This is a genomic window from Anabaena sp. CS-542/02 (assembly GCF_028331085.1).
GTDB lineage: Bacteria > Cyanobacteriota > Cyanobacteriia > Cyanobacteriales > Nostocaceae > Anabaenopsis > Anabaenopsis arnoldii.
The window spans coordinates 24,377-43,490 of the sequence record NZ_JAQMTM010000171.1 but is presented as its reverse complement, the minus strand read 5'-3'; the positions used below and the strand labels follow the sequence as shown (position 1 = coordinate 43,490).

The following is a 19,114-nucleotide window of genomic DNA, read 5'->3' as shown; positions in this document are numbered from 1 at the left end:
CTTCGTTTCCCAAGAATTGCGGGCAGCAGAAGACCCAGAGTTTGAAACTTTCTATACCAAAAACATTTTGCTGAACGAGGGTATCCGCGCTTGGATGGCTCCTCAAGATCAGCCTCACAAACAATTTGTATTCCCTGAGGAAGTTCTACCTCGCGGTAACGCACTCTAAAATAAAAATCTCATTCTCGATTTTTCATTCAGCCTCCGCTTACAAGCGGGGGTATTTTTTTTTGGTCTAACTAAAATTCTGTGTTATATTAGGTGGAGGTTAACAACCCAGAGCCATATGCTCTGCCCTTTTGATACTAAGACCGCTTAGGCAACAAGGAGGTGATGCCCATGATAGAAAGTAGTATAACCATGGGTCATCAGGTTGCAGTTAGCCGGCTGTGCGCCGGGGCTGTTCTCTAAAAGTTAGCCTTAGTCACCTTGAGAGACTAAGTTAGCTCAAGTCACTAGGCTAAAGATCGGAGTTCCTTCCGGCAGTCTGGTTGCAACCTGAAGACCCACTAGACCGCTCTGATATTAGATCAACTGATCTAAATCAGAGCGGATAGTTTTTTATGGGTATTCTCAAATTTATCAATGGTTTTTGGCTCAATTGAATATAAAAATTACGTTACAGTTAGTTTGCACATTCATAGCAACTAAACCTGTTGATTATTCCTAGATAATTGTGTTTTAGGAATCAAAGGGTAAAGTATCAGCAAAAGATAATTTAGTGCAAGTTGTAGGCAAAATGTAAACAGGATTTGTTCATATGGCACAATTACTAACTGAGGTAGAAATTCAGTCACAGTCCAGCCGTTTGTCAGGTTGGACAGTTACAGGTTCTAAATTGCAGACTACCCGCAAATTTAAAGATTTTATTGCCGCGATGGAATTTGTAAATAAGCTGGTAGAACCTGCTGAATCTTCCGGACATCATCCAGACATAGGAATCTCCTATAACAAAGTTAATATCACCTTGACAACACATGATGCAGGTGGCTTGACACAAAAGGATTTTGATTTAGCTGAGGTAATTTCTCAAATCAGTTAAAAGTTTTTTGCTCACCAGCTGTAATTATAGGTAATATCAATAGTTGAGACTAGCGGGGAACATATAATTTCTCGGATCGTCTCATTTTTTTAGATATTGGTGAGAGTTCATTAGGCTATGGGCTAATATCTTCTCATATACTTCAGGTGCATTATAATGGCAGGCTATAGAGTTTTGTATTTGCCTTGGTTAATCACATTAATTTAAGATTAATTTAAGTTTTGGATTAATAGGTTATTAACTAGGTAAAAACTAAACTTTTGATAATAGCAACTGTATCTCATGAATACAAAAATTGTTTAATTCTTGAGATAAATGCAGCAAAAATTATCTATACAAGGTGTGAGTTAAAAGCTAAAATGTCTAATATGATATTGCGGAAGTCCCTGGTGGTTGGTCCGGCAGTTTTGGGCGCAAGTTTATTAGTTTCAGGAACAGGAATCGCAGCGCCAATTACCACGACTGAATTCTCCACAATCCCACAACCAGCGGCTAGTGAATTGTCTCCAATAGCTCAGGACAGTGATGTTATTAACCAAGTTAATGACAACAGCAACGAAGCTAGGGAAAATACAATTCGGCCTCAAGTAACATCGGTTTCCGATTTTCATGAAGTAAAAACGACAGATTGGGCATTTCAAGCGTTGCAGTCCTTAGTTGAGCGCTACGGTTGTATTACAGGTTACCCAGATGGGACTTATCGCGGTAACCGGGTTTTAACTCGTTACGAATTTGCGGCTGGTTTAAACGCCTGTTTGGATAGGGTTAACGAGTTGATCGCCACGGCCACCGTTGACATGGTGACCAGACAAGACTTAGCTGTCTTAGAGCGGTTACAAGAGGAATTTTCCGCCGAGTTGGCAACTCTACGCGGTCGTGTAGATTCCCTAGAATGGCGCACTACTGAGTTGGAAGCTAATCAGTTTTCCACTACTACCAAGCTAACTGGTGAAGCAATTTTTGCTGTTACCGATGCCTTTGGTGATCGAGTTGGCGATAATAACAACGGTGTTTTTCAAAACAGAGTCCGTTTAGGCTTACATAGCAGCTTCACTGGTCGGGATGTTTTGACTACCAGTTTAGTATCTGGTAATTCTAATAACTTCAACCTAGGTAACGATGGACAACTCCCAGCGGGTGCAGATGGTTTACCGGCCATCGCCAAAAGCGGTGAAGGTATGCAAACATTTAACATTGGTAATACCGGTGCTAACAATGTTGAGATAGATAGACTCACCTATCAAACTCCCCTCGGTCGCGGTCAAGTTTACCTTGCGGCTCATGGTGGTAAACATAGCCACTATGCACCTGTTAATAACCCTTACTTTGCTGATGGTACAGACGGGGGTAATGGTGCTTTAACTACTTTTGCTGCTCAAAGTCCTATTTATCGGATTGGTGGTGGTGCAGGTCTTGCTTATACCTTACCCCTTGGTGGAGGTGGCCCTAGCAATAGCTCAGTAACTGTAGGTTACTTGGGATCAGAACCTAATGATCCCAGTCTCGGTTCCGGTATATTCCAGGGTAACTATGGCGCTCTGGGACAGTTTAACATGAACCTTGGCGATCGCGTGGCACTAGCAGCTACCTATGTACGTGGGTATCACGGAACAGGTTCGGCTATCTTCGATAGTGGGTCTAATGCCAAACTTGATCCTTTTGGTGCGAGTCCTTCGCTTCGACCCATTGTTGGTACTACTATAGCAAATTATGGTGGTATTAACAACCAAACAGGCGATCGCAGCCCCTTTTCCACTCAGTCTTACGGTGCTTCCGCCGCCTTCCGACCCAGTGAAAAGTTATCCATCAGTGGTTTTGTCTCCTATACTGATGTCGAAGGCTCTGGTGATAACGACAACAGCGAAGTTTGGAGTTATGGAGCCGGGATAGCTTTACCTGACTTTGGAAGAAGAGGTAACGTTTTGGGGATCTTCGCCGGTGCTCAACCCTACGCATTTGATAGAGTGCAAGGCTTAGAGAAAATTCCATACCAAGTTGAGGGCTTCTACAAGCATCGCATTTCTGATCACATCTCAGTCACTCCCGGAGTGATTTGGATGACTAACTCTGGACAGAACGGTAACAACGAGGATGTATTTATCGGTACTGTCAGAACCACCTTCAATTTCTAGAACCTGGTAAATCTGCTCAAAATTTCCACCTTAATTAATTGCGCCCCGCCATCACCCGGGGCTTTTTGTTGTCCCTTAAATTAAAGAGCAAACCCCAGTGGAGAACCGGAGTATACTAGAAAAAGTTAAGAGTCATTACTCTATTTAACTTTTTCTTGACCCCTTACTCATATTACTGCTTGTGGAACTATCATGTAAATCTGAATACGCCATTCTCGCACTCATCGAGATGGCAACTCATTATCAAAGCGGTGAACCGATGCAAATTCGCCAAATCGCCGCCCAACAAAGCATCCCCGACCGCTATTTGGAGCAGTTACTGGCGACTTTGAGACGGGGGGGTATAGTCAAGAGTCAACGTGGTTCCAAAGGTGGCTATTTTCTGACGCGGGAACCTTGGAAAATTACAGTTTTCGATGTTTTACAATGTTTGGAAGGGTTAGATATACGGACTTGTGAAGAAGACAGCAATCCTAAAAGTATAGATACTGCTGTGATTAAAGACATCTGGCAGGAAGCTTGTCAAGCGGCAAACTTAGTCTTACAAAACTACACACTTCAGGATCTTTGTGAAAAAAGGGATTCCCGTCGGCAATTGGATATTATGTACTACATTTAGTTTTCACAGATAAATAAATAGGAAAATCAGCAATAATTATGAAAATAGCCCGCAACATTACAGAATTAGTTGGTCGCACACCCCTAGTACAGCTGAACCGTATCCCCCAAGCGGAGGGATGTGTCGCCCAAATATTGGTGAAACTCGAAAGTATGAACCCCTCATCCTCAGTCAAAGACCGCATTGGGGTGAGTATGATTAACGCCGCCGAAGCAGAAGGCTTGATTACTCCGGGAAAGACCTTATTGGTAGAACCCACATCAGGAAATACAGGTATTGCTCTAGCTATGGCCGCAGCAGCTAAGGGTTATCGGTTAATTTTAACTATGCCAGAAACCATGAGCGGAGAACGCCGGGCGATGTTGCGGGCTTATGGGGCAGAATTAGAACTAACACCGGGAATTGAGGGTATGAGTGGCGCAATTCGCCGCGCCCAGGAAATAGTTGATACTACCCCACATACTTATATGTTGCAGCAGTTCCGCAATCCCGCCAATGCCAAAATACATCGGGAAACTACAGCTGAGGAAATCTGGTCAGATACCGATGGGCAGGTAGATATGATTGTGGCTGGTGTGGGTACAGGTGGTACAATCACCGGTGTGGCGGAAATTCTGAAAGCCCGAAAACCCAGTTTTCAGGCCATCGCAGTGGAACCAACCAATAGCCCAGTATTATCAGGAGGAATACCAGGCCCCCATAAAATCCAAGGAATTGGCGCTGGGTTTGTCCCTCAAGTTCTGAAAGTACAACTGATTGACGAGGTAGTTACTGTTACTGATGACGATGCGATCGCCTATGGTCGGCGTTTAGCCAGAGAAGAAGGGCTACTGTCGGGTATATCTACCGGTGCAGCTTTATGTGCAGCCATTCGGGTAGCACAACGAAAAGAGAATCAAGGGCGCTTAATAGTTATGATTCAGCCTAGTTTTGGAGAAAGATATTTAAGTACACCTTTGTTCCAAGACTTGGAAGCTAAAGTAGCCACTAGCATCAGCTAAATGTTACATTAAATTTATGGTCGATTCTAAACAAGTTTCTAACCATTACGAAACTCTCAAAGTAAATGCCAATGCTACCCAAGCGGAGATTAAGCAATCTTATCGCCGCTTGGTGAAGTTGTTTCATCCGGACAGTAATCAGGAAACAGCAGATAAAGAGCAGATTATTCGCATCAATGCAGCCTATGAGGTCTTAAGAGACAGTCAAAATCGCCGTCAGTATGACCAAGAACTGCAAGACAATTCGGAAAAATTAAATGGTCAGTATCAACAACGCCCAGGTCAACAACGTTACCAAACCACTAGACCAACAGGACGAGATGCTGATGAACAGGTTGAGGAATGGCTACGCTTGGTTTATCAACCAGTCAATGAACTGCTTGATCGGATTCTCTATTCTCTAGAAGATCAAGTTGAGGAACTAGCAGCGGATCCTTTTGATGATCATTTATTAGAGGAATTTGCAGAATACTTAAACACCTGTCGAGAAGACCTGAAGCAAGCCCAAGTTATTTTTCGTTCCCTACCAAATCCCCCCAGTTTAGCTAAAACAGCAGCTTATTTATACCACAGTCTCAGTCAAGTAGGAGATGGCATAGAAGAGTTAGCCTATTTCCCCCTAAGCTACGATGAGCGTTATTTGCATACCGGACAAGAATTATTCCGTATAGCTGCTAGATTACACCAGGAGGTACAGCCCCAATGGTAAATCAACAGTTGTTGATTTTCCCTTACCCAACATTGCAGAAATAGATTATTTAATTCAACAGTTAGTCGTTCCCGAAAAACTCAAACTCACTGAACTAGCTAAAGAACAACTCATCAAATCCTGTCAGGGTCTAAGTCGCGCCCGCATTCGTCGGGTGTTAGCCGCAGCCTTAGCCGCCAAAGGGGAAGTTAATCAAACAGATGATGCTTGTCGTGCCCCCATCTTGCCCAATAATACCATGCCATAGGATAATATACATAAACAGGAACAATCATCATGGCAGAATATCAAAAGATTGAATATCACATTGGCAAAGATGGCAAAATTGTGGAAAGGGTTCTAAATGCCACGGGTGCTAGTTGCGTAGAGACAACCAAAGCTGTAGAAAATTCTTTGGGAAGTATAGAATCTCAGAGGATGTTTTAAAAGTCAGAGAAGGCTAAAAATTATGCCAGCCGTCGAATCATGATACGAATCATAGCAACATAGATGAATGTCTCGGAAGTTTGAGGTAATCGTTCACAATCCTTGCTTAAACGGCGACACCAATTAAGAGGATGTTTCAAAAGTCTGAGGCAGTAAAAATTATGCCAGTCTTTTGACCATAATGCGAATCACTGTAACAAACCGTTACACAAAGTGCTGTATAGAAGTTGAGATGCGCTTACCCTGGATAACCACGACAGTTTACTTTGCCTGGAAGAAGTAGTATCAGAACTCCATCAACAACTCAGAGAAATTAACCCAGACTTAGAATTTCAATTAGCTTCCTATGCTATTTCTCCCATCCCCGGAACACCCCAAGGAGAAAACATTCGTAAATCAGGAATACTAGAAAGCAAAGGATTAAAAACGATTAAAACTTGGATAGATGAGAAAGGATGGTTTGGATTGATTTTGTGTTAAGATTCCATAAATTGATTTTGTTGATTTTTGAGATCCAAAAATGCAATAAAAACATTAAGTATCAGCGGAGATAATTATGATCTCAACATCTCATAAAAGACCAACAATTGGATTAATTGAAGTTCCTGCCACTGGATTATACGATGCAGAAGGGAAAAATTGGACTTCGTTATACAGACACCGTTCCTTAATCAGTAAACAAGTTTTGATTCCTGACTTGCAAGCAGGAGGATTTGATGCCCAATTAGTCAACCTCAGAGATGATAATTATAGTCAAGACTTTGGTGAAGTGTTCTGGAAAGGAATGACTCTGCGGAAAACTTATGTTGGTGGCAAAATTTCTGCCCTTGATCCTGAAGCTTTTGATGCTTGGGGCGTGACGGTTAATTTCTCTCAAGATCGTCAAGTTACCTGTATGCTAATTGAACATCTGGCTAAGGGAAATCGCCCCATTGTGGTTGGTGGTTCAGATGCTTTAGCTGAACCCCATCACTACTTAAAGGCAGGTGCAACAGCAGTTGTACAAGATAAATCAGGGGCAGCAAATTGGGCGCTGTTTGATTATGTATTGGGAAAAACGCCACGAGAAGAACTATCAGGAGTGATTTTTGCTGACGGTAAACAATATCCCAGAAAAACTAAAGCCAAAAGTCCAGAGGAGTGGGCTTTACCTTCTGTGGAAGTAGCAAGGGAATGTTTAGGAACACTTCCCAATGTTCAAGGAAAAGTACCTGTGGGTTCACTGGTGGCGGATATTGGTTGCGATCGCACCTGCGATTTTTGCATGACTCCTACTTACGGTACAGGTTATCGCAGAATGTCGCCAGAAACAGCCATCAAGTGGTTGACTATCCAAAAAGAAGCCGGGGCGGTTGCGATCAATATCGGTTCTGATCAATTTCTCGCCCGTGGTCTGTTTCCTGAAGGACGACAAGAGATTATAGAAATTACTAATGGTGCGCGGGAGATAGGTGTATCTCTGATGTGGCCGAATGGTTTGGAACTGAGGAAAACAACTTTGGGAAGTGGGCGTAACTACGAAAGCACTGATCTTAGACCTGATGAAGAACTGATTCAAGCTTTGTTTGGTTGGGATGGAAAAGTTGGTTGTCCTTTGGCTTATATCCCCGCAGAACGTCCTGTTTTTGGACGGGAAGCCTACAAAAAGTTGCTACCCTGGCAAGAGCATTGTACATTGATGAAATCCGTAGTTAGCACTGGTGTACCTGTTGTTACCTATGGCATTATTATCGGTCTTCCTGATGATGACCATGATGACTTATTACGTCTTGAGGAAGCAATTACAGACTTGGTAGATGAACTGGTAAAAATTAACCCTCAAGTAGAATTTCAGACTTCCTGCTATAGCATTATTCCTTTACCCGGAACTCCCCAAGCCTTTAATTTACGCAAGGCGGGATTGTTACAGTTTGAAGATAGTTGTTTATGGGGAGTATGGACAACAACCTCTAATACTCATCACCTAACTTATGACCAGGTTTCCGACTGGCAAATTCGTTTATCTAATATTCGCAGATCGCCAGCTGAATTTACTAACTATAATGGGGAATATTCAGGAATGGTCAGTACAGCTTCCTCTAATGACTCAAAAATTGTCTTAGAGGGTATTTGAAAAGTCAGGTATGTTGTAAAAAAGCTCTCTGGGTATAAGCTGTGATATAGATAATAAACAGCACCCAGAGATCGACATGAGTAAAGCTTACCCCAGTAACCTGACCCTCACACAATATGAATTTCTTAGAGACTTGATTCCAGAAGGGAAACCGGATGGTCGTGAACGTGAAGTCGATATGTGGGAAGTCCTGAATGCAATTTTTTACATCCTGCTAGAAGGAATGAGATGGCGATCGCTAATTGTGTAATTCTGTGTTTGCCACTCGCAAATAATTTTCTCGCTCTAGCCTCGTCAAATTCATCACTTGAACTGAGCGCAGCCGAAGTTACAGCACTTTACGCCCAACATCCTTTAACCCCAACCTATCCCTATCAACTTTTAGACAGGCTTGAACTGATGAGCGTACCCGAAGTTTCAGCTTCCCTTCTTCTGGGCACATCGTAGGTCATGAAATCATAAGCCATATGTGTATTAGGAAAAATCGCCCTGGCTTCACTGAGTAAATCTTTTAATTCGATGCTGTTACCGGGAGCATATCGGGGACTGAAATGAGTCATAATTAGCCGATGCGCCCCACCCATCAAAGCTGTTTGCGCCGCCATGGTGCTGGTAGAATGCAATCGCTCAAAAGCTAAATTTGCATCTTGATGGGCAAAGGTAGCCTCATGAATCAACACATCTGCATCTTGTGCTAATTCTACCGCACCATCAGCATAAATTGTATCTGTACAATAAGCTATTTTTCGCCCGATTTCTGTAGGTCCACATAATTCCGTACCCTTAATTACTCTTCCGTCGCTGAGTGTCACCGTTTCACCCCGCTTGAGTTGACCGTAAACCGGACCTGGGGGAATTTGTAAGGCTTTGGCTTTGTCTATATCAAAGGTTCCCGGGCGGTCTTTTTCCGAAACCCGGTAACCAAATGCTGTAATGCGGTGATGTAAAGGGCTACATCTGACGGTAAAATCATTATCTTCATAAATAATTCCCGGACGCACAACATGAACCTTGACAGGATAGGAAAAATGTGTATGTGAGTACCGGGTAGCAGCTTGAATATATTCATTTAATCCCGGTGGTCCGTAGATATCAACTCGTTGTACATTCCCAGCTAACCCGCAACTAGCCAAAAGTCCCATTAAACCAAAAATGTGATCACCGTGCAGATGGGTGATAAAAATTCGGGATATTTGACTCATTTTCAAGTCACTCCGCAAAATTTGATGCTGAGTACCTTCGCCACAGTCGAACAGCCATAGTTCTGCCCTTTGAGGTAATCTTAGCGCTATGCTCGAAACATTGCGCGATCGCGTGGGTACACCAGAACTCGTCCCTAAAAATGTGATCTGCACAGCGTCTTTTCGCTTTCCTTTGACTAAATTGTTTACTCTCTATCTTGACACGGTTTTTGCGAAAAATACAAAAGCCTGTATTGCTGGTGTAACTCCCCCACGGGGAAAAACCAAGTTTTCCCAGCATTTTCACAGTCAGCAGCGATGGTTGTAGTATCATGAGAATCACCGGTTACACCCATTCCCAGACCAGAATAACTAGCTCAACTAGATAATATTCAACAACCACTAATTACTCACCCGCTGGCTCAACTTTGTGATTTTTATCCGCTTTAAAGTAGAAGTCCAGAAGATGAAATTTACATTAAGCTGGTAAGTTGACTTCTCCCAACCTGTACTAGCGAGAAAGACAGAGCATGACAGGCATAATAGAATTTAAAAGTTCTTCTGAATTCTCTCTCGGTATGGAAATTGAGTTACAATTACTCAATCCCTATACCCTGCAATTAGTAGATGGGATTTTACCTTTGTTGGCACACATCCCAAAAAATTCTTGCATCCAGCCAGAGTTTCAGCAAGCCTCCGTTGAAATTAGTTCCAGAGTGTGCCACAATATCCACGAGTTAGAAACTGATATTTTAGCTATTCTTTCTCACCTTAAGCTGCAATGCCAGAATCTGGGTATGAATATCTGTGCATCTGGTACTCATCCATTTTGCGATCGCTTTACCAATGTTACACCCAGTCCCAGGTATCTCGCCCAAAAAGCCGCATCGGGCTATCTCGCAGATATGATGATGACCTTTGCTCTGCAAGTTCATGTGGGAATGCCATGTGGTGATACAACTGTAGATATCATGGGTAAGCTCCAACCTTATCTCCCCATTTTACTGGCCTTGTCTGCTAGTTCACCTTTTTGGTGGGGTCGTGATACTGGCTTTGCTTCTTATCGTCACCGCTTCCTATCATCATCGCGCACCTATGGCACTCCTGGGTTGTTTCCCACCTGGAAAGATTTTTGTCAGTTCTTTATTAGCTCCCAAAAAGCCGGAATGTTTCAAATTATCCGGGACATTCACTGGGATTTACGACCTCAGCCAGACTTGGGAACCTTAGAAATCAGAGTCATGGATGCTCAACCAACAGTAAAAGAGTCCATCATCCTAGCGGCCTTTATCCATTCGCTCATATTATACCTCTACCACTACCCCCAAGGCAAACACAGAGGATTTTTGTTATCCCCCCTACCTTGGTTAATGGAAAAAGAAAATTTTTTCCGAGCGTCTCGCTGGGGTTTAGATGCAAATTATATTGAAAATGAGCAAGGTGGCACTAGACCTATAGGCGATATAATTAAAGATATATTAGGTGCGATCGCCCCCACTGCTGACACTTTGGGAGAAAGTTCATACTTGCAACTACTGGCGCAAAGATTAGAAACCGGCCCTAGTTATACCCGTCAGCGACAAGTCTTTGAAAATACAGGTTCTTTAAAAGCCGTAGTTGCTTCTTTGGTGAAAGAACTAGAAGAGGAATTAACAACCTCATCTATAGATCCTCATCTATAGATGTAGACCCATAGAGACTTAGTGTGTAGGCATACAAGACTTTTGAGTTACAATATTTTCGTACAATATCACAGCTTACCCGTGGGTGTAAAACCAAGACAATGAATATTCAACAGCCAGACTACAATCCCAGTGGAGTAGGTGAAATTAATGGTAACATCTTTGGATTGCCATCGGACTATGAGTCTGCTAACTTGATTATCATTGCTGTACCCTGGGAAGTGACCGTATCCTATGGTGCTGGTACTGCCAAAGGACCACAACAGATTCTTGATGCTTCTGTACAAGTAGATTTATTTGATTTAGATCATCCCGACGGTTGGAAACAAGGAATTTTCATGATGGAAATTCCCCCGGATATTTTCCAAAAAAATGAATATTATCGTACCTTGGCAGCTAAAATTATTGAACGACTAGCACAAGGTCAACCACTGAAAAATACACCGGATTTAACTCCCGTCCTCACAGAAATTAATCAAGCAGGGAAACAACTCAATCAATGGTTATTCACCCAGTGTCAAACAGCAATCAACCAGGGTAAGCGGGTTGCAGTTATTGGTGGTGATCATAGTGTACCTCTAGGTTACTTCCAAGCCTTAGCTACCAAGTACCCCAACTACGGCATTTTACATATTGATGCTCACGCAGATTTACGCGATGCTTATGAGGGGTTTCAATTTTCCCATGCTTCTATCATGTTTAACGCCCTGAAAATACCGCAGATATCTAAAATAGTGCAGGTAGGGTTGCGTGACATTTCCCATGAGGAAGTGAACATAATTGACCAATCCCATGAGCGTATTATCCCTTATTATGACCCCATTATTAAGCAAAAATTGTACGCCGGTAACACTTGGCTGGATTTATGTCGAGAAATCATCAGTCATTTACCAGAACAAGTTTATATTAGCTTTGATGTGGACGGACTTGACCCTAAACTATGCCCAAATACAGGTACACCTGTTCCCGGAGGATTAGAATTAGAGCAAACCTTTTGTTTATTCCGAGAATTAGTCAAAAGCGGTAGACAAATTATTGGTTTTGATGTCTGCGAAGTTGGTAATGCGCCGTGGGATGGTAACGTCGGGGCGCGAATTGTTTACAAACTGGCCAGTTTAATCAACTAGAGAGCGCATTTCAATGGCTGACCCAAGGGTGCAGTACAGAAGGTCTAAGACTACCATGGGAGTTATCCCTATGGATCATTAGCCCGAATCCGCCATAGCGCTGCTTCCTCTCCCCATTAGGTGGGTATTTTTTTACATAATACAAAACTATTAGGTTACTTTCAAGCATTAGCCAATAAGTATCCCAAGTACGGCATTTTACATATTGATGATCACGTAGATTTACGCGATGCTTAACCACTTGGTACGTTAAGCATTTCTTAATGACTTAATAATAACTGCTTAATTTTTAACTTGCATAATATACCGGTTGACAGTTGACGGGCAAAATATAGCCCGCACAGATCATTGATTCAGTTGCACGACCCCATTACTGCAAGTTTAAATTCTGCTCAACCCACTATGTCTAACCTCATTTTTAACAACATCACCCCTCCCCTAGAAGGGATTAATGGCGTTCTCAAACTTGATTCACTAGGAGCCAACGCTGAGATGTCTGCCTACAACCCTGTAAGCGGTATCCTCTATACAGTCGGTGGTGGATCAGGAGCGATTGTGGTAAGTGATCTGACTGACCCATCTAACCCCAGAGCAGTGGCTGTGGCTACCCCGTCAGACAACAGTAATACCCTACAAAGCGTGGCGGTGTTTGGCCAGCTGCTAGCCGTGGCGGTGCAAAATCCGGTGAAGACGGAACCGGGCTTTGTGCGGTTCTACGACCTCAGTAATCCAGTGCTACCTGTGTTCCTCACTGATGTAACAGTGGGTGCATTGCCGGATATGGTGAAATTTAACAACGACGGTACCAAGCTCCTGGTGACTAATGAAGGTGAGCCTGATAATCAATACGAAATTGACCCCGTGGGTTCCATCTCAGTTATCGATACCAGCGCTTATCTTTCTTCCACACCCCAAGCACCCACCCAAGCCAATGTTCAAACCATCGACTTCAGCCCCTGGGAAGGTCGTAAGGAAGAATTAATTAACCGTGGTATTCGCATTGCTGGTCGTCCCGGTGTTACCACTACCTTAGCTCAGGACATAGAACCAGAGGCGATCGCCATCACTAGGGATGGTAACACAGCTTACATCTCCTTACAAGAGAATAATGCGATCGCCATCCTAGACCTGAGTACAAACACTCCACAAATCACCAATATATTCTCCGCAGGTATTCAGGATTGGGAACGAGGTCGCCCCAGTGCACAGAATTTTAACTACTCCCTGAGTTACGCCATGGGAGACAATAACCTCCCTGAAGGAGTTCTTGCGGGTGGACTCTCTGGACTGTGGTTTGACGGGGTAGAAACCATTAATGGACAACCACTTGACGTTTATTATTCCATCACTGATCGCGGTCCCAATGGTGACCTTGTGAATGGTAAGCGGCAATTCTTAGACCCCGATTTCCAACCCACCATTTACAAATTGGGGATGAATCGGGGAACAGGAGAAATTATAGAATTAGACAAGATTGGTTTAAATCGACAAGATGGTACACCCCTGACTGGACTACCTCAGCTGGCTGTCAAGGATGATATCCCCATCGATAGCAATAACCAAGACCTCCCCTATGACCCATTCGGTATTGACTCAGAAACCGTGGGAGTCTTTAGCGTCACCATTGAGGGGGTAGAACGTAAAATATTCGCAGTGGGCGATGAGTACCGTGGACAGATTGCTCTATTTGACTTTACCACCGGTAACTTAATTCAGCGGTATATTCCAGCAGGGCAAAAGGCGCTGCTCCAACTGCAACACGGTGGAGTAATCGGCGCAGAAACCATTGATAGTTTACCAGCTATCTACGGTAATCGCTGGCCAAACCGGGGAATTGAAGCCATGTCCTTCAACTCCAACAACGGACTCCTCTACGCCTTCATGCAGAGTCCCCTTGACAATATTAATCAAGAGGGTAGACCCTCCCGCAGCCGCTCAGAACTCATCCGCATCCTAGCTATTGATCCGGCAACAGGGATTCCTCAAACAGAGCATTTCTATCTCCTGAGTGGCCGTCCCACCCAGGACAAACTCGGTGATGCCGTATTCGATCCGGTCAAAGGTGTATTCTACGTCATTGAGCGGGACAGTAATCGCAATCTCAACGGACTTAAACACATCTATGAAGTAGATCTGCGTGGTGCCACTAATACCTTAGACATCACCTTAACAGATGGTTGGACTAACCTCATAGGTGTAGCCCAGCCCGAACTTCTCGATAATCGCCGCACCTTAGTAGATGGTGTTTACAGCATATCCACTGCGGACACTCTGGCTGGTGCTGGCGTTCGCCTAGCACATAAGGTAGAACTTTTTAATCTGCCCTCCATTGGCGGTACCTTAGCCTACGATAAACCAGAAGGTCTGGCTTTGCGGGATGACGGGGCTTTAGTAATTAACTATGACAATGACTTTGGTACTGAGGGTGCTAGTGGTAACAGCTTCACAGTTGTTACCTTTAACCGCATGGGGTTGGATAGTTCTGATCGCGATGGACCAAACGACACAAACATCTATAGGCCTCTCCCCGGATTAAAAGTTTACGGATTGACCATGCCCGATGGACTGGCTACCTACACGGACTCACTGGGACGCACTTTCATCCTCGCAGCAGGTGAGGGTGACTCCCGGGAATATCCCCCAGATCAGGGTAGTGTTTTTTATGACCTTACTAGGGCTAATAGTAGTACTCCTATCAATGATGTCCCTTTCCGCAACCATCCTGGAGTTGCACTCCTAAACCTCTCATATGATCCAGACCCCGGTGTCCGTACCCGACTCAATCTACTCAACAATTATGGTGATATTACAGGTGACGGATTAATCGACCAGGCTTACACTATCGGCTCGCGCTCTTTACGCATATTCGATGACCAGGGTAATGTTGTATTTGACAGCGGTAATGCCCTTGAAGAACTAGCCAATAGTCTGGGACTGATGGCTTCTAATCGTGATGATGACAAGGGTACTGAGCCAGAGATGGTGGAAGTAGTGACCGTTAATGGACGCACCCATGCCTTAGTAGCCCTTGAACGCACCACTACCAGCGTAGCGGCTGTTTTTGATATCACTGATCCATACAACGTGGTAGCAGCTGATCCCATCATTTTCCCCGGTGCCAATCGCATTGAGGGAATAGCTTTCCTCACCACACCCACAGGTAAACTCCAGGGAGTAATTGCCTCTAGTGAAGGTAACGATGTAGTGTCTGTATTTAGCTTCAACAATGCACCTATACTGACTAACCCCATTCTTGATCAGATCGTTCTATCCAATTCTAGTTTCACATTTACTCTACCTACTGATACCTTCTTAGATGTAGATGTAATTAACCCCTTTAAAAATTTAGTAGTCTTCGGTGATAGTCTCTCTGATACTGGTAACTTATACACTGCTACAGGTAACCTGTTCCCCCCACCGCCAAATTACCAGGGGCGTTTTTCTAACGGTTTAATTTGGGTTGATTATTTCGGCGGTGAGTTACAATTTGCCCCGGAAACTGTGAAAAACTTTGCCTTTGGCGGTGCTACAACCGGTGAATTTAGCAGTGATCCTCTATTACCCATTCCTATACCGGGATTACTCACCCAAGTTGACCAATTTATTGATTTAACTCGTACTACGCCTATTGGCGCAGATGGATTGTATGTGATTTGGGCTGGTGCTAATGATTTTCTATCGATTCCAGCAGATGTCAACCAAGCTATAACTAATGCTGTAAATAATATCAGTAGTGCCATCGGCATCTTAGCACAGTCAGGCGCTCAAGAGATTTTGGTGGCTAATTTGCCAGACTTGGGATTGATTCCCGCTTTGAGAAATACTGCTATTGCTCCAGGGGCTACAGCTATTACTACGGGCTTTAATACTGCTTTAAGTGCGGCATTAAACAACTTAGCACCCAGTTTGAATGTCAATTTATCTTTAATAGATAAATCTGCTTTACTGCAGGAAGATAACAGTGTCCTCCAGGAGTACGGTCTTGGTAATTATACAACTCCTCTGATTGACATAACTGACCCTGTATCTGCCGATGAATATGTCTTTTGGGATGACATACATCCTACTACTAAAACCCATCAATTCTTGGCGGAAAACTTGAGAAATCAACTGCTTGATCAGCGGCTGATTCCAGATTTCCTCACCTACTCAGCCACATTAGAAAATGGTGAACCCTTACCTTCATGGTTAACCTTTAATCCCGTTACTCGCACCTTTAGCGGTACACCGAGTAATGAAGATGTCGGTACTTTTGAGATCACCGTCACTGCTAGAGATACAGCGGGTATAAGTGTGGGTGATACCTTTTTATTTAGCGTTACCCCACAGACCTTTACCCTCCAACTGTTCCACTTTGCAGACCAAGAGGCGGGTGCTTCGGCCTTTATGGATATTCCGCGATTCTCAGCTGTACTCAATGCTCTCAAAGCAGAGGACTTAGACAATGATGGTATGCCAGGTTTCCCCAATACCCTTGTTCTCTCTTCCGGTGGTGCTTATATACCTGGTCTGTTCTTCAATGCTTCCCAAACAGTTTATGACGGTGTTGGACGGGGTGACATTCTCATTCAGAATGCTTTAGGAGTCCAGGCTGCTGCTCTTGGTAATCATGAATTTGATGCTGGGACGGGGGTACTCAGAGATTTAATCGCTGGGGATAATGCAGGCTTCCCCGGAAACGCCTTCCCTTACCTGAGTTCTAACTTAGATTTTAGCACCGATCCTAACCTGGCTGACCTAGTAGTTGCTGATGCCCAAGCTCCCCTACCTAACAGTATTGCGGCTAGTGTAGTCTTTGATGTCAACGGGGAAAAAATCGGGGTGGTGGGAGCTACAACCCCCACACTGCGGATTCTTTCTGCAAATAGCGGAGGTGTGACAGTTACACCCCAACCTTTTGATGTCAATCCCACTCCGTTCCAGTTGGATGCTTTAGCAGCGGAAATTCAATCTGATGTGGATGTGCTGTTAGCAACTAACCCAGATGTGGACAAAGTAATTTTGCTGTCCCATATGCGGGAGTTAGGGATTGAGTTGGAATTGGCGACCCGGTTGCGGTCTGTAGATATTATCGTAACTGGTGGGTCGAATACACGGTTAGTCGATGAGAATGACCGTCTGCGGGTGGGGGACACCGAACAAGGAAATTACCCCCTATTCACAACTGATGCTGATGGAAACCCCGTAGCTGTGGTGAGTACTGATGGTAATTATAAGTATGTTGGTCGCTTGGTGGTTGACTTTGACCATAATGGGGTGATTATTCCAGATAGCTATAACCCAAATGTAGGGGGGTCCTATGCTACGGATGCTCAGGGAGTCGCTGACCTGGGAGGTTTAGTTAACCCGGAAATTCAAGCAATTGTGGATAGTTTGCAAGATGTAGTAGTACAGCAGGAAAGTAATTTCTTTGGGGTTAGTTCTGTTTATCTGAATGGCGATCGCAATAGTGTCAGAAGACAGGAAACTAACTTAGGGAACCTGACGGCTGATGCTAATTTGGCGATCGCCCGGGATTTTGACCCAGATGTAGTGATTTCTTTCAAAAATGGCGGCGGGATTCGTAACAGTATTGGGCGAGTGGTCGTACCTACCGGTGCTGGGATGTTTGTCACTTTGCCTAATGAGGCGGTAATAGATGGTAATGGTAATATTGTCAAACCTGAGGGCGGTGTTTCTCAGAATGATATTGCTAACGCCCTGAGTTTTAATAATGGCTTAACTTTAGTCACACTCACCGCTGCCCAACTGTTAGCTATAGCAGAACATGGTGTCGCCTCTATCACATCAAATGATACTACTTCCCCCGGAAGCTTCCCCCAAATCTCCGGATTCTCTTTTAGTTTCGATTTGACTAGGGAACCTGGTAACCGGGTGAGGTCTTTAGCCATTGAGGATGAAACCGGGAAAGATTTGGATGTGGTAGTTAGAGCAGGGGAAATTGTGGGCGACCCTAACCGCACTTTCCGCATGGTGACCCTGAATTTTTTAGCTGGTGGGGGTGATGGTTATCCTTTCCCCCAAGGTGAGAGTGCTAACCAACTGGTTTTAGCAGGGGATGCTGGTGTTCCCCCCACTGGTAATGCTACTTTTGCACCTGATGGTACAGAGCAAGACGCCTTAGCAGAATACCTATTCCGCAATTTCTTGACTACTCCCTTTGGTCAAGCAGATACCTCCCGGGACTTGGATACCAGATTGCAAAACTTAGCTTTCCGAACCGATACTGTCATTGACCCAGTGTCAGAACTTGTCAGTGTAATTAATGGTTCCCCTAGTGCAGATGACTTGATTTTAACCAGTACCCAATCAGGTATTACGGTGTTTACCGGGGATGGAGATGACCAGGTAGATGGAAGTCAATCTGTTAGTAGTGCAATATATGGCGGAACGGGTAACGATACTATCTTGGTGGGTAGTGACAGCTACGCCAGTGGTGGCGATGGGGACGACACCTTAATGATTGGTGCTCAAGGACCTGCTAGGGGTAGCGTTTTAGATGGCGGTCGGGGTCAAGATACCTTGATGGTTGTGGAAGCCGACGGCGGGAATATCCTCCTGGGTGGGGCTGACCATGACACCTTACAGGTAGCAGAAGGACGGGGACAAATGCTGTTTGGTGGTTCCGCTCCGGATGTGCTGCGCTCTAGTCCAGATGGTCATAATCGCCTCTATGGTGGTTCCGGTGATGACCAACTGTTTTCTACCGTGGGCGATCGCCTGTTTGGTGGCGATGGTGATGACAGCCTCTACGCCGGACAGGGTGGTAACAATTTACTCTGGGGCGGTCAAGGTGCAGATAACTTCTGGTTAGTAGTTGGCGGTTCCCTACCCAATGCACCCAATGTCCTCAAAGATTTTCAACCAGGTATAGACCGGATTGGTATAGGTGGTATTACCGCCAACCAAGTTAGTTTATTCAGTCAAAATGGTAACAGCCTCATTCGGGTGAGTGGTACAGATGTCGCCCTCATCGAAGGGGTGAATTCAGCCCAATTCAATCTCAACGATTCCAGTCAGTTTGTCTTTGCTTAAATTCAGATCCCGGAATTTCTGTAAGAAATTCCGGGGATCTCCCCTTA

12 protein-coding genes and 3 pseudogenes are annotated in these 19,114 nt (G+C 44.3%); 13 read left to right on the top strand and 2 right to left on the bottom strand.

Translation table 11 applies throughout. From position 1 onward, the window contains the following. From PN447_RS17735 to PN447_RS17705, 7 genes and pseudogenes are all read left to right on the top strand, one after another. Positions 1-169: pseudogene (locus PN447_RS17735) on the top strand (photosystem II D2 protein (photosystem q(a) protein)); the annotation flags it as partial. 591 nt (positions 170-760) lie between these two features. Next, a complete protein-coding gene (locus PN447_RS17730) occupies positions 761-1,042 on the top strand; it encodes a 4a-hydroxytetrahydrobiopterin dehydratase (RefSeq protein ID WP_271764331.1) in 282 nt (93 codons plus the stop codon). Positions 1,043-1,401: 359 nt separating this feature from the next. After that, the gene (locus tag PN447_RS17725) at positions 1,402-3,174 is read left to right on the top strand and encodes an iron uptake porin (protein WP_271764330.1); all 1,773 of its coding nucleotides are present in this window, start codon (positions 1,402-1,404) and stop codon (positions 3,172-3,174) included. 181 nt (positions 3,175-3,355) lie between these two features. Continuing rightward, on the top strand, positions 3,356-3,793 hold the full coding sequence (locus tag PN447_RS17720; protein ID WP_271764329.1) for an RrF2 family transcriptional regulator: 438 nt from the start codon (positions 3,356-3,358) through the stop codon (positions 3,791-3,793). A 38-nt stretch (positions 3,794-3,831) separates the two neighbouring features. After that, positions 3,832-4,794 carry a cysteine synthase A gene (cysK, locus tag PN447_RS17715; RefSeq protein ID WP_271764328.1) on the top strand — a complete coding sequence of 321 codons (963 nt, stop codon included), beginning with the start codon at positions 3,832-3,834 and terminating at the stop codon, positions 4,792-4,794. A 16-nt stretch (positions 4,795-4,810) separates the two neighbouring features. Next, positions 4,811-5,503, top strand: a complete 693-nt coding sequence (locus PN447_RS17710; protein ID WP_271764327.1) for a J domain-containing protein — start codon at positions 4,811-4,813, stop codon at positions 5,501-5,503. Positions 5,504-5,779: 276 nt separating this feature from the next. Next, positions 5,780-5,929 carry a DUF2997 domain-containing protein gene (locus PN447_RS17705; RefSeq protein WP_271764326.1) on the top strand — a complete coding sequence of 50 codons (150 nt, stop codon included), beginning with the start codon at positions 5,780-5,782 and terminating at the stop codon, positions 5,927-5,929. A gap of 20 nt (positions 5,930-5,949) precedes the next feature. On the opposite strand, the pseudogene PN447_RS17700 reads toward PN447_RS17705, so the two are convergent. Further along, positions 5,950-6,057 (bottom strand): annotated as a pseudogene (locus PN447_RS17700) (IS5/IS1182 family transposase); the annotation flags it as partial. Between the two features lie 428 nt (positions 6,058-6,485). Between PN447_RS17700 and PN447_RS17695 the strand changes: the two are divergent. Then, positions 6,486-8,042: a radical SAM protein gene (locus PN447_RS17695; RefSeq protein WP_271764325.1), complete on the top strand. Its 1,557-nt coding sequence runs from the start codon at positions 6,486-6,488 to the stop codon at positions 8,040-8,042. A gap of 76 nt (positions 8,043-8,118) precedes the next feature. Continuing rightward, a pseudogene (locus tag PN447_RS17690) lies at positions 8,119-8,283 on the top strand (transposase); the annotation flags it as partial. Between the two features lie 133 nt (positions 8,284-8,416). Here the strand turns inward: PN447_RS17690 and PN447_RS17685 are convergent. Then, a complete protein-coding gene (locus tag PN447_RS17685; RefSeq protein ID WP_271764324.1) occupies positions 8,417-9,397 on the bottom strand; it encodes a ribonuclease Z in 981 nt (326 codons plus the stop codon). Between PN447_RS17685 and PN447_RS17680 the strand changes: the two genes are divergently transcribed. The 4 genes from PN447_RS17680 (at position 9,333) to PN447_RS17660 (ending at position 19,067) form a co-directional block, all read left to right on the top strand. Continuing rightward, complete coding sequence (locus PN447_RS17680; protein ID WP_271764334.1) at positions 9,333-9,551, top strand: hypothetical protein; 219 nt, start codon at positions 9,333-9,335, stop codon at positions 9,549-9,551. The genes PN447_RS17685 and PN447_RS17680 overlap by 65 nt on opposite strands. A 202-nt stretch (positions 9,552-9,753) precedes the next feature. Next, complete coding sequence (locus PN447_RS17675) at positions 9,754-10,905, top strand: carboxylate-amine ligase (RefSeq protein WP_271764322.1); 1,152 nt, start codon at positions 9,754-9,756, stop codon at positions 10,903-10,905. A 101-nt stretch (positions 10,906-11,006) separates the two neighbouring features. After that, on the top strand, positions 11,007-12,032 hold the full coding sequence (locus tag PN447_RS17670) for an agmatinase family protein (RefSeq protein WP_271764321.1): 1,026 nt from the start codon (positions 11,007-11,009) through the stop codon (positions 12,030-12,032). Between the two features lie 402 nt (positions 12,033-12,434). Continuing rightward, a complete protein-coding gene (locus tag PN447_RS17660) occupies positions 12,435-19,067 on the top strand; it encodes a choice-of-anchor I domain-containing protein (RefSeq protein WP_271764319.1) in 6,633 nt (2,210 codons plus the stop codon). Positions 19,068-19,114 lie beyond the last annotated feature (47 nt).